This window comes from Gordonia jacobaea (genome assembly GCF_965344965.1).
GTDB lineage: Bacteria > Actinomycetota > Actinomycetes > Mycobacteriales > Mycobacteriaceae > Gordonia > Gordonia jacobaea.
In genome coordinates this window covers 92282-104434 of record NZ_CBDRLS010000001.1, presented here as the reverse complement: position 1 = coordinate 104434, position 12153 = coordinate 92282, and the positions used below count along the sequence as shown (strand labels likewise).

13 protein-coding genes are annotated in these 12153 nt (G+C 68.4%); 6 read left to right on the top strand and 7 right to left on the bottom strand.

Going from position 1 to position 12153, the window contains the following annotated elements:
* Positions 1–9: 9 nt before the first annotated feature.
* Together ACRVY7_RS00465 and ACRVY7_RS00460 are read right to left on the bottom strand one after the other, a co-directional pair.
* Positions 10–960 carry a C40 family peptidase gene (locus ACRVY7_RS00465; RefSeq protein WP_431815593.1) on the bottom strand — a complete coding sequence of 317 codons (951 nt, stop codon included), beginning with the start codon at positions 958–960 and terminating at the stop codon, positions 10–12.
* On the bottom strand, positions 957–1310 hold the full coding sequence (locus tag ACRVY7_RS00460) for a type VII secretion target (protein WP_431815592.1): 354 nt from the start codon (positions 1308–1310) through the stop codon (positions 957–959). Before ACRVY7_RS00460 ends, ACRVY7_RS00465 begins: the two co-directional genes overlap by 4 nt.
* Positions 1311–1415: 105 nt before the next feature.
* On the opposite strand from ACRVY7_RS00460, the gene upp reads away from it, so the two are divergent.
* Positions 1416–2039: a uracil phosphoribosyltransferase gene (upp, locus tag ACRVY7_RS00455; protein ID WP_431815591.1), complete on the top strand. Its 624-nt coding sequence runs from the start codon at positions 1416–1418 to the stop codon at positions 2037–2039.
* 51 nt (positions 2040–2090) lie between these two features.
* Here the strand turns inward: upp and ACRVY7_RS00450 are convergent, their stop codons facing one another.
* The 4 genes from ACRVY7_RS00450 to ACRVY7_RS00435 are packed head-to-tail and all read right to left on the bottom strand — an operon-like array spanning position 2091 to position 6169.
* Complete coding sequence (locus ACRVY7_RS00450; RefSeq protein WP_431815590.1) at positions 2091–2885, bottom strand: ABC transporter ATP-binding protein; 795 nt, start codon at positions 2883–2885, stop codon at positions 2091–2093.
* A gap of 60 nt (positions 2886–2945) precedes the next feature.
* Positions 2946–3599, bottom strand: coding sequence for a hypothetical protein (locus ACRVY7_RS00445; RefSeq protein WP_431815589.1), 654 nt, complete (start codon positions 3597–3599; stop codon positions 2946–2948).
* A gap of 48 nt (positions 3600–3647) precedes the next feature.
* On the bottom strand, positions 3648–5339 hold the full coding sequence (locus tag ACRVY7_RS00440; protein ID WP_431815588.1) for a phospho-sugar mutase: 1692 nt from the start codon (positions 5337–5339) through the stop codon (positions 3648–3650).
* Positions 5340–5356: 17 nt separating this feature from the next.
* Positions 5357–6169, bottom strand: coding sequence for a purine-nucleoside phosphorylase (locus tag ACRVY7_RS00435; protein WP_431815587.1), 813 nt, complete (start codon positions 6167–6169; stop codon positions 5357–5359).
* Between the two features lie 58 nt (positions 6170–6227).
* Here ACRVY7_RS00435 and ACRVY7_RS00430 point away from each other — a divergent pair, with 58 nt between their 5' ends.
* Positions 6228–6941, top strand: a complete 714-nt coding sequence (locus tag ACRVY7_RS00430; protein WP_431815586.1) for an enoyl-CoA hydratase/isomerase family protein — start codon at positions 6228–6230, stop codon at positions 6939–6941.
* Positions 6938–8104 (top strand): amidohydrolase, encoded by a 1167-nt coding sequence (locus ACRVY7_RS00425; protein WP_049699560.1) that lies wholly within the window; start codon positions 6938–6940, stop codon positions 8102–8104. The genes ACRVY7_RS00430 and ACRVY7_RS00425 overlap by 4 nt, the downstream gene beginning before the upstream one ends.
* A 35-nt stretch (positions 8105–8139) precedes the next feature.
* On the opposite strand, the gene ACRVY7_RS00420 is transcribed toward ACRVY7_RS00425, so the two are convergent.
* Positions 8140–8622 (bottom strand): gamma-glutamylcyclotransferase family protein, encoded by a 483-nt coding sequence (locus tag ACRVY7_RS00420; RefSeq protein WP_049699792.1) that lies wholly within the window; start codon positions 8620–8622, stop codon positions 8140–8142.
* 166 nt (positions 8623–8788) lie between these two features.
* Between ACRVY7_RS00420 and ACRVY7_RS00415 the strand changes: the two genes are divergently transcribed.
* From ACRVY7_RS00415 to ACRVY7_RS00405, 3 genes are all read left to right on the top strand, one after another.
* Positions 8789–10192: an NAD(P)H-quinone dehydrogenase gene (locus ACRVY7_RS00415; protein ID WP_431815585.1), complete on the top strand. Its 1404-nt coding sequence runs from the start codon at positions 8789–8791 to the stop codon at positions 10190–10192.
* A gap of 119 nt (positions 10193–10311) precedes the next feature.
* Entirely contained in the window at positions 10312–11706 is a 1395-nt protein-coding gene (locus ACRVY7_RS00410; RefSeq protein WP_431815584.1) for a hypothetical protein, read from the top strand.
* Positions 11703–12149, top strand: a complete 447-nt coding sequence (locus tag ACRVY7_RS00405; protein WP_431815583.1) for a hypothetical protein — start codon at positions 11703–11705, stop codon at positions 12147–12149. Before ACRVY7_RS00410 ends, ACRVY7_RS00405 begins: the two co-directional genes overlap by 4 nt.
* Positions 12150–12153 lie beyond the last annotated feature (4 nt).

The following is a 12153-nucleotide window of genomic DNA, read 5'->3' as shown; positions in this document are numbered from 1 at the left end:
CCGCCCCGATCACTTCGGCCGGAAGAAGCCCTGGAATCCCTGCCCCGCGTTGGTGGTCCGCAACGGGGAAACGCCCACCGGATCGCCGGCCTCCACGAGCTGGTCGTTGCCGATGTACATCGCGACATGCCCATCCCACACGGCGAGGTCGCCGGGCATCAACTGATCCTGCGTGACCGCCATACCTGCGGTGTCTTGCTCCTGTGCCAGTCGAGGAAGTTCGACGCCCGCCTGTCGGTATGCCCACTGGGTGAATCCGCTGCAATCGAAGCCGTCTGGTGTGGTGCCACCCCAGACGTACGGCACGCCCTGCTGGCTCAGCGCTGCACGGACCGCGGCGGCCGCGCGTTCGTTCGGTGCGTACGCGACCGAGCCGTCGGGGAGCGTGACCGCGACGCCCTTACCCGTTGGCGACGACGCTGTGTTCGCCACGGGTTGCGAGCCGACCTCCGCCGGTGCTTCGTGACGGCCGAGTGCGGACATCGTCCTGGTGTCGTCGGCGAGGTCGGTCTGCGCACGCGACACGATCGACAGCCCGCGCTGCACATGGTCGACGGCGACCGGCACGATGGCCGCCAGGCCCGCCGGCGTCGACAGCGCGGGACCCATCGCGGTGGCCGCGCGCTCGAACGAATCGACCAGCTCGCGCAGTTGTCGGGCGGCGAGTTCGATTCGAGCACTTGCGGTTTCCACCAGTGTGGCGATCTGCTGTCCGTCGTCGTCGACGATGGTCGAGGTGCGCGCAGTTCGGTCGGCTGCTGCTGCCGCGCCACCCGACCCGATTCCGCGCCACTCGTTCTGCACGGCAGACGTTGCCGCCGCCGATGTTCGACGCACCTCGTCGAGGTCGGTGCTTGCCGATCGGATCATCGTGGCGGGGTTCTCGGCGGGCAGCACACCGGTGCCGAGTGCGGTGATCAGGATTCGCAGGGGTGCGATGAGGATGTCGACGCTGATCATGGCAGGCGCAGCCCCATGTCGGAGGCGTTCGCGGTGTCGGCGTCGGAGTAGGCGACGGCGGCGGTCGTCGTGTTGGTGCCGATCCGGTCGTGGGCGACGGCGATGGCGTCGAGGCGCTCGGCGCGGGCCTGCATCGTCGCTGATAGTGCCGCGAGGAAGTCGGCTCCGATCACCCCGAACGTCGGTGTCAGCGCCGCGAGGTCGGTACGGCCGGCGGTCGCGTGTGCGGCGACACGGTGCCCCGCGGTGCGCTGGGTGCCCGCGTAGGCATCGAGTGCGGCGGTCTCGAGTGCTGCGGTCTCGAGTGCTGCGGTGTCGAGGGAGGTGCGATAGGAGGTGAGGTCCGTCATGCGAATTGAGACGGCGAGAAGCCACGATCGGTTCCATCGAATTTGCGTTCTCGTGGCTGCCGGACAAGTGCGCACCGACGGTGGACGCGCCCTAGAGTGATCCGCATGCAGGTACAGATCGTCGAACATCCGCTCGCCGCGGCCCGGCTCACCACGTTGCGCGACAAGACGACCGGTAACGCGGGATTCCGTGCGGCGCTGTCGAGTCTGACGCAGATGCTGGTCTACGAGGCGTTGAGCTCTGCGAAATCTGCGGTCGTCGAGATCGAGACGCCGTTGCAGCCCTACACCGGTTCGAGGCTGGAATGTGCGCCGCTGCTCGTACCGGTCCTGCGTGCGGGAGTCGGCATGGTCGATCAGGCCCTCGCGATGGTGCCCGAGGCGCACGTCGGATTCGTGGGCATCGCGCGCGACGAGGAGACCGCTCAACCGGTGCCGTACCTCGAATCGCTGCCCGACGATCTGTCCGGATTCCCGGTGTTCGTCCTCGATCCCATGCTGGCCACCGGCGGATCAATGCTGCACACGATCGAACTCCTCGTCGCACGCAACGCGACCGACATCACCGCGGTCTGCGTCGTCGCGGCACCGGAAGGTGTTGCCGCACTGGCTGATTCAGGACATCCGGTGCGTCTTGTGGTTGCATCGATCGACGACGGACTCAACGAGGCCGCCTACATCGTGCCCGGTCTCGGCGATGCGGGTGACCGCCAGTTCGGGCCGCGCTGAGGGCACGGTTCGGAGTCGGGAGATTCGACGCCGAGTTCACGCCAAGCCGCGCTACGCGGCGGTCGCCGACCAGCGGCCGTCGTGGCGTCGGACCGAGACCGGATGGTCGAAGCAGGCGCTGATCTCCTCCGACGTCAGTGTCTGGGCAACCGGTCCCGACGCCGTCACCTCGCCGTCGCGGAGCAGCATCGCGTGCGTCGTCGAACTCGGCAGATCCTCGAGGTGATGGGTGACCAGCACGCTCGCAAGGCGGTCGACGTCTGAGCGCAGGCGGTCGATCGCCGACAACAGACGCTCGCGGGCGGCGAGGTCGAGGCCGGTTGCGGGCTCGTCGAGCAGCAACAGGGCAGGACGCGGCATGAGGGCACGCGCGATGAGCGTGCGACCGCGCTCGCCCTGGCTCATCACCGGCCATTCGGAGTCGCGTCGGGCACTCATGCCGAGCATGTCGAGCAGATCGTCGGCGTGGCGATGCTCGTCGTCGGTGTAGGCGTGACGGCGGTCGAGTTCCGGGGTGTTGGTCAGACCGGTCAGCACGACGTCGTGCGCGGTGATCGGCACGTCGATGCGCCAGCGCGGATCGACGTGACCGATGTGGGTTCGCAGTTCACGCATGTCGACCCGGCCGAGCCGACGACCCAGGACATCGACAGTTCCGGTGGTGGGGTGGCTGCGCGCGCCCAGGATTGCCATCAGCGTCGACTTGCCCGCCCCGTTCGGTCCCAACAGCGCCCAGTGCTCGCCCGGCGAGACCGACAGGCTCACGTCATGCAGTAGCTTTCGTCCGCCGCGGACGACGTCGACCGATGAGGCGTTCAGGACAGGCGCGTCGGTGGATGAACTCACCTGTCAGTTGTAATCCAGCGACGCCGACGCCCCGTCACGGGGTGCAGGCGAGAGCGCAGTTCAGGATGCGGTCCAGTACGCATTCATCGGCTCGGTGGCGATGGTCTCGCCGTTCTTCTCGATATCGAGTTGGCTTGGCCCCACGACGTAGGTCACGTTGCCGTTGGTGGCTCGATAGGTGTCGCCGCTGCGAGTCGGATAGCCGACTTCGACGGAGTTCCCCTCGGCGTATCCCTTGTAGTACCAGCGTCCGGCCTGCGAACCCACCTGGCAGATCACGATCTGCGAGCGATTTGTCGCAGCGATCACCATCGCCGGGTCGTCGGCCGCGTTGCACCGTGGACCCGCGGTGAATCCCTGCCAGTCGGTTCCCGAGATGTCGGGGGTGGCATGCGGGGTCGTAGGGCTGTCTGTGTCCTGAGTGCCGTCGTTCTGGGGATTCTTGTTCTGGATTTCGGGAGGGCGAGTGCCGTTCAGGGCGCCACCCGAGCCTGCGGTGGTGGTCGCGGGTCCGACATTGCCCGGTGCCCCGGACGTCGGTGCAGGTGAACTCGACGCCGCCGCCGAGTTCGAGTCGTCGCCTTCGAGACGGGGGAGCAGGATCAACGCGGCCAGAACCACTCCGACGACGAGAAGGATTCCCGTCGCGATCGCGATGATCACCGCCGGAGACGACCACGGCGACCGCTGCGGGGGCTGCTGGGGGTAGGTCATGCGGAGCATTCCTTCCGTCGGTGACCCGTCACGGACCTCTGGTGTCGATCAGGTGCGGCCGTACTCGGCGAGTTCGGCCGCGACTCGCAGCGTCAGGTCGTCGAGCAGATGAACAAGTGCGCGGGTATCTGCACCGTATGTCGTCGGCGCCGCCGATTGTGTTGCCGACACCACGAAATCGGGAGGTGTCGTCATTTCGATGTAGTACTTGAGCTTCGGCTCGGTGCCGGACGGGCGTGCCATCACCCGTACCGACATTCCGTCGCCCGCAACGCCGCGCAACGCGATCAGATCCGTGCGCAGACTGTCGCTGCGTCGGGCGTAGTCTTCCGCCGTCACCGCGATGTCGGCCAGTGTGCTCGGCGGCGCGGTGCGTAGCCGCTCCATCAATGCAGCGATCACGGTGGTGTCGTCGACGCGCACCGAGTGTTGGCGCGTCACATGCACGCCGTGTGTCTCGTACAGCTCGAGCAGCAGGTGCGCCACACCGCGGCCGTCGCGGCGACAGCGGTCGGCCAATACGGCCAAAGCCACCGCCGCGCTGATGCCGTCTTTGTCGCGCACCGCGTCTGGGTCGACACAGTGCCCTATCGCCTCCTCATAGGCGTATCGCAGCGGTTCTCCGGCGCGCACAAGCCATTTGAAGCCGGTCAGCGTCGTCACATGGTGGGCGCCCGCACGCGTGGCGATCTTCTCCAGCAGACTGCTCGACACCAGCGTGCTCGCAACGACAGGGGGTTCTCCGTCGGGGCCTGCCGCACCGTCGGAGAGGATGAACGAGCCGAGCAGCGCGCCGGTCTCGTCGCCGGTGAGCATCCGCCAGGTGCCCTCGACGCGCGTGCCCACGGCGCACCGGTCGGCGTCGGGATCGAGCGCGATCGCAATGTCGGCGTCGACCTTTTCGGCGAGCGCGAGCAGCAGGTCACTCGCGCCTGCCTCCTCGGGGTTGGGGAAGTCGACGGTGGGGAAGTCGGGGTCGGGTTCGAACTGTTCGTCGACGACGTGGACGTCGGTGAATCCTGCACGCGCGAGGGCGTCGACGGCGATCGCACCGCCGACGCCGTGCATCGGCGTCAGTGCGATCCGCAATGAGGTGTCGGCGACGGTCGGGAAACGTTTGCCGATGCGATCGAGGTAGCGGCCGACGATCTCGTCGGCACGCGGGTCGTGCACGACGGGCTGGCGGGGAATGTCGACGGCGTCGGGTGATGCCGCGATGAGCTCCTCGATCTCACCGTCGGCGGGCGGAACGATCTGTGCGCCCCCGGCGAGGTAGACCTTGTAGCCGTTGTCGCCGGGTGGATTGTGGGATGCCGTGATCTGGACCCCCGCGACGGCGTCGAGATCGCGGCACGCGAACGCCACCAGCGGCGTCGGGCCCGGCGCCGGAACGACGACCACGCGGAAGCCTGCCGCCGCGAGGACCTGTGCCGACGCCGCGGCGAACGGCTCGGAACCATGGCGGGCGTCACGACCGACCACGACTGAACCGCCACCGTGTCCGTGCTCGATCAGCCACGCGGCAAGGCCCGCCGTCGCTCGGGTGACGACCGCGACGTTCATGCCGTTGGGGCCCGCGCGCACCGGGCCGCGCAGTCCCGCGGTACCGAACCGCAAGGGTGCGGCGAAACGCTCGGCGAGATCGGCGCCGTCGACGGCGGTCAGTTCGGCCCGGGTTGCGGGATCGGGATCGGCGGCGATCCATGCGGCAACCCGCTCGTCCGCGACTCCGTCGCTCACGGCCCCGACTCCGTCGCTCACGCCGTGCCGAGTTCTTCGATGATCGCGGCGAGCAGCGTGCCCATTCGTGCCGCAGACGCCCGCCCCACCTCGAGTACCTCGGTGTGGCTGAGCGGTTCTCCGGTGATGCCGGCCGCGAGGTTGGTGACCAGAGAGATCCCGAGAACCTCCATCGCCGCGGCCCGTGCGGCGATCGTCTCGTGGACCGTCGACATACCGACGAGGTCGGCGCCGATGGTGCGAAGCATGCGGATCTCCGCCGGGGTCTCGTAGTGGGGCCCGGGTAGTCCGGCGTACACGCCCTCGGCAAGCGATGGCTCGATACCGCGGGCGACGCCGCGCAGCCGCGGCGAGTAGGCGTCGACCAGATCGACGAACTGCGCACCGACAAGCGGCGAGCGCGCGGTGAGGTTGAGGTGGTCGCTGATGAGGACCGGTTTGCCGACGGACATGTCGTCGCGCAGGCCGCCCGCCGCGTTGGTCAGCACGATCGTGCGCGCACCGGCCGCCGCTGCGGTGCGCACCGGGTGTACGACGCGGGCGAGGTCGTGGCCCTCGTAGGCGTGAATCCTGCCCAGCATCAACAAGACTCGACAGTTCCCGATCCGCACCGAATGAATGACGCCGCCGTGTCCCGCTGCCGTCGGCGGCAGGAAGCCGGGAATGTGCGCCATCGGCACCGACGCGATCGGTGTGCCGAATGCCTCCGCCGCCGGAGCCCAGCCGGAGCCGAGGACGACCGCGACGTCGTGCGTTGAGGCATCGGTTTCGGCTGCGATGGTCGCGGCCGCGGAGATGGCCGCGGCGTCGGCGTCGACGGTGGGATCCATGGGCATCACACTAGGGGCATCCTGCGTGCCGCGTGTGACCAGGCGATAAGGTCAACCCATGCCGTATCTGTCTGACGCAGCGCAGTCCGAGAATCCCGATATCGCCTACCTGTACCTCGGGTCGCCGGGTGTCGAACTCGACGAGAACAATCCCGAGAACCGGTTCAGCCCTGCGTGGCTCGACGCGATCGGGGGTCTGCTCGACGAGATCGCGGCGGGTCCGGCCAAGGCACTGGTGATCACGTCAACAGGCAAGTTCTTCACCAACGGACTCGATACTGACTTCGTCTTCGCCAACGCGTCGGAGCTGCCCGCCTACCTCGACCGGGTGCATGCGCTCTACGCGAAGGTTCTGACGCTTCCGCAGTCGACGGTCGCAGCGATCAACGGTCACGCCTTCGGCGCCGGCGCAATGCTCGCGCTGTGCGCCGACTATTCGGTCATGCGCACCGAACGTGGCTTCTGGTCGCTCCCCGAGGCCGCACTGAACATGCCGTTCCCGCGCGGGATGGCCGGCCTGCTCACCACACGACTGCCGGATCGCACTGCCACAGAGGCCATGCTGACCAGCCGCCGCTACGGTGCGGCCGACGCCGTGACAGCGGGCATCGTCGACGACGCCGTGTCGGCGGACGACCTGCTGACGCGGGCGGGCGAGGTGGCAGCTGAGCGCACGGCGGTCGCCGGGCCCAATCTTGCCAACGTCAAGCGAGCACTGCGGCAGCATCTTCTCGCCGATCTCGTCGCCCCGACGCCTGCCGCGCTGCTATGAGCGACGGCGCGTCGATCATCGACGACTGGTGGGCGGCTCACCGCGCCGACGTCGTCGGTTGGCGGCGTGCCATCCACCAGCAGCCCGAGTTGTCACGGCAAGAGGTCAAGACCACCGAGATGGTCATGGCGCTACTCGGAGAAGTGGGCCTGAACCCCACGCGTCTTCCGCTGGGGACCGGGGTGGTCTGCGATCTCGGCCCGACGACTGGCCAGCGCATCGCGCTCCGTGCCGACATGGACGCGCTGCCCATCACCGAGCACACCGGATTGCCGTTCTCCTCCACCGTCGAGGGTGTCTCGCACTCGTGCGGCCACGATGCGCACACCGCGATCCTCATCGGGGTGGCCCGGCTGCTCGCGGCCGTGCCGTCGCTGCCCGTCGGTGTGCGACTGATCTTCCAGCCCGCCGAGGAGGTCATGCCGGGCGGTGCGCTCGACGCTGTCGCCGCCGGAGTGACCGAGGGCGTCAGTCGGATCTTCGCGCTGCACTGCGATCCGCGACTTCCCGTCGGCTCGGTCGGCCTCCGTGCCGGTGCACTGACATCGGCGGCGGATCACATTGAACTGCAGATTCATTCGCCCGGCGGGCACACGTCGCGCCCGCACCTCACCGGCGACATCGTGTACGCGATGGGCACGGTGATCACCGGACTTCCCGGTGTGCTGTCGCGCAGGGTCGACCCACGCTCGGGCACGGTGATGGCGTGGGGTGCGGCGCATGCGGGCAACGCGCCCAACGCGATTCCGCAGGAGGGCATGCTTCGAGGCACCGTCCGCACCGGAGACCACGGCACGTGGGGTGAGTTGGAACCGTTGGTGCGCAGCGTCGTCGGGCAACTACTCGGCCCGCTCGGAGTGTCGTACGACCTGTCCTACTTTCGCGGAGTGCCGCCGGTTGTCAACGACGAGACCGCGATCGCGATGTTGGCGACCTCGGTATCGGCACTCGGACCCCAGGCCATCGCGGATACCCCGCAATCGCCTGGCGGAGAAGACTTTTCGTGGTATCTCGAGCACGTGCCGGGCGCGATGGGCAGGCTGGGTGTGTGGGATGGGATGGGGCCGCAGATGGACCTGCACCAACCCAACTTCGACCTCGACGAGCGCGCGCTCGAGGTCGGCGTGCGCACCCTCGCGGGCGTCGTGCTCGACATAGCCTGAGTCGACGCCGACCGAGGTGATGCCCCGCCGGGGCCTCAGGAATCGATCGGGCCGGGTCCCGGTCCGACGTTGCGCGCCTCGCGCAACCTGATGTCCTGTACGTAATCGGCTGGGGCGCCTGCGCTTTCGGCCGCGTCGGCCATCACGCCGAGGTAGCGTGCCGACGGTAGTCCGCCTTCGAAGGCGTCCATCACGTAGAGCCACGCGAGCACGGGTCCGTCGGCGGTGTCGACACGGGCGCGGATCTTGCGGTGGATGCCGAGTTCTGAGCCCTCCCAACGGTCGAGGGTTGCCTCGTCCTCGTCGGGGACGTCGTAGAGGACGACGAAGACCTGGGCCTCGGGGTCGTCGCGGTCCTCGGTGACTGTCGCGAGCGAACCCTCCCAGCCGATGTCGGCGCCGGCAAAGGTGAGTCGCCAACCGCGCAGCCAGCCGGTCCCCGACATCGGGGAGTGCGGTGCGCGCTCGGTCATCTGGTCCGGACTCATGTTGGACCCGTACGCGGCATATATCGGCACGTCGGGAAACTCTAGATGGTCGCGGCCCGTCACGAAAGCGGACGGTGAGCGACGCGACTCGCCCGGTGGCGGCGTGGACGCCCGGGTGGGACTAGGTTGGAGGTGTTGAGCGGCGCCTGTATGTGCCGTGCCCGATGGCCCCTCTCGCCGAACAGGAGTGTGCTCTGTGACCAGGATCGTGATCATCGGCGGTGGCCCCGCCGGATACGAGGCCGCGCTGGTCGCGGCAGCGTACGGCGCCGACGTGACCGTGATCGACTCCGACGGCATCGGCGGCGCGTGTGTGCTGTGGGACTGCGTGCCGTCGAAGACCTTCATTGCCTCGACCGGCATCCGAACCGAGGTTCGACGGGCCATTGACCTGGGCATCAACCTGCGCACCGACGACGCACTGGTCACGTTGCCGCAGATTCACCAGCGCGTCCGCGACCTCGCGTTCGCGCAGTCAGCCGATATCCGCGACCGGCTGCTCAGCGAGGGCGTGACGCTCGTGTCCGGCTACGCCTCGCTGGAGGAGACACACCCGGGGATCGCGTCGCATCGTGTCGTCGCCACGCTGCAGGATGGCACCACGGAGCACTACGACGGCGACGTCGTCCTGATCGCGACGGGCGCGTCGCCGCGGGTACTTCCCGACGCCAAACCGGATGGCGACCGCATCCTGACGTGGCGCCAGCTCTACGACCTCGAGAAGCTGCCAGAGCATCTCGTCGTCGTCGGCTCGGGTGTGACCGGTGCCGAGTTCGTGCACGCCTACACCGAACTAGGCGTGAAGGTGACCCTCGTCTCCAGCCGCGATCGCGTGCTGCCGGGCGAGGACGAAGACGCAGCGCTGGTCCTCGAGGATGCGCTGGCCGAGCGCGGCGTCGAATTGGTCAAACATGCGCGTGCCGACAAGGTGGAACGCACCGGCGATTCCGTGACCGTGTACCTCGCCGACGGCCGCACGGTGACCGGCTCGCACGTACTGATGACCGTCGGTTCGGTCCCCAACACGAAGGACATCGGTCTCGATCGGGCGGGAGTAGCGACCGACAAGGGCGGCTACATCACCGTCGACCGGGTGTCGCGCACCTCTGTGCCGGGTATCTACGCGGCGGGCGACTGCACCGGATTGTTCCCGCTCGCCTCCGTCGCCGCCATGCAGGGGCGCATCGCGATGTACCACTCGCTCGGCGAGGGCGTGAGCCCGATCAAGCTGAAAACCGTTGCCTCCGCGATCTTCACGCGTCCGGAGATCGCCACCGTCGGTGTCTCGCAACAGGCGATCGACGCCGGCGAGTACCCGGCGCGCACCGTGATGCTGCCGCTCTCCACCAACCCGCGCGCCAAGATGAGCGGTCTGCGGAGAGGTTTCGTCAAGATCTTCTGCCGTCCCGCGACCGGTGTCGTGATCGGCGGTGTGGTGGTCGCACCGACGGCGTCGGAGTTGATCCTTCCCATCGCGTTGGCCGTGCAGAACAAGCTGACCGTCGGCGATCTCGCCCAGACCCTCTCGGTCTATCCCTCGCTGTCGGGTTCGATCACCGAGGCCGCTCGGCAGCTCGTGCGGCACGACGACCTCGACTGAGTCGCTCGCCGCGTTCCGGAGTTAGTGCACAGGCGTGAGGATCCCCGGTCGGGCGCGTCGATGTCGCGGTACTCTTCGACTTCGGCGAGATCGAGCGACTACTGACGGGGGAGGTCCGCGTGCCGGGTCAGTCTTTCTCGCATTCCCCCGATGCGTCGGCGGAGGTCAGTGCCACCGGCTCTCGGAACGCGTATCTGCTCACGCCCGGGGGTTCTCACGCGACGAGCGACGGGCGTACCCCGTGGGCGTCGATGAGTGTTTCCGAGATCCTCGCCAAGATCGAGAGCATCACCGACAGCTCTGCCAGCGGTGATGCGAAAGCGATTCAAGCCGCGCTCGACGCCGTGAGCAAGGTTGTGGAGAGTCTGACGAGCGCCTTCGGGGACGACACGATGCTCGGGCGTGCGGCCGAGGGCAGTAGCGCGGCGGGTGCGGGCGTCGGCAACGTCATCACCACGGCAGCCGAGTCCGTGCGGCCGGCGATCGACGCGCTGGCGCAAGCCCGCAGCGTTCTCGCCAACACCTCGCAGCAGGCCGGTGCCGTCAGGCATGCGGCCGCGCAGATCCGCGCGCATCCCGAGGACGCGTCGACGTTGCGTGCGCAGGTCGTATCGCTGATGGAGAGCGTGTACACAAACCCGATGATCAGCGTCCAGACCTGGCTGCCGGAACTTCCCGCCGCATCGTCGGATCAGATCACCGGCAGCGACTCGGGTCAGGGTGTGGCCGCGGGTACGGGCGTGGATTCGGGGCGCGGGCAGTCGGGCAACATCGCTGATTCCGACCTGAATGGCTCTGCCGGACCGGGGGCGGGTGGCGGCGCGACGACCTCGTCACCGACACCGTCGACTGCGTCACCCGGTGCCGGTCGTGCCGGCCCCGGCGGACCCTCGAGCGCCGCGGGCACGTCGGCCGCTGGCACGGGCGACGCCGATGCCGACCGGCTCACTCGGGGCGGCCTCGGCAACGCCGACTCCTCAGCGGACACCACGGTGGGCTCAGCGGCGAACGGTGTCGGCGCACGCGGTGCGGCGGACTCCGGGCGATCGGACTCCCTCGGCGCGGGTCGTGGCGGATCGTCGGGTCTCGGCGCGGGTCAGGGCATCGGCGCCGGTTCGGGAAGTGCGCTTGCACCCTCCCTCGGCGCGTCGCGACCGCCGGGTTTGGGCGCCGCGCCGTCGACGCCCGCAACGTCGGCGACTCCGAGCGCGGGACCCGCGATGCGGACCGGTCCCACCTCCGCGATGCCGCCGGGGTCGGCCGGCGGTGCGCGTGACCGCGGCGACAACAAACACCAGTCGGCCCGCTACCTCAACACCCGTGAGCACGGCGAGGAGATCGTCGGAGACCTCCCGCTCGTCGGTCCCCCGGTGATCGGCGACTGGACGCCACAGTCGATGCCGCCGCTCGATCCCGCTGCCGATACCACTGCTGCCGAACCGAAGGTCGATGCACAGCGATCCGACGCGCGCTCGGGCGCCGAGTCCTCTCGTGAGCGGGGCGGGGGCCGATGACCCCGAACTCCGCGCCCGGTCGGATCGACAGGCTGTCGGCAGACGTCCGCGGTCTCGCCGACCGCATTGCCGACGACGTCGTCGATGATGCTCTTGCCCGGCTGGCTGTCGTCGTTGTCGATGTCACCGACATCGGTGGGGTCGAATCGGTACTCGACGCGATGACCCAGTGGCAGGCCACTCGTCGGGTGTCGATGGACACCCGCAAGCGACTCGACGCCGCGATGATGCAGCGCGATATCGACGGTCTCGCCGCACACCGTGTCGGTGACGTGTTCACGCAACGCGTCCATTTCCGTGCCGCCCGCGGATTGACCTGTCTGGCAATAATTTTCGACCCGGACATTGCCGCTCGACGTCGAATACGTGAAGCGGTGTACGAGGCGTCGGAGGCACTGGGCGGCAGCGCGGGTGTCGTCGGCGTGCTGGTCGAGTTCACCTGATCGG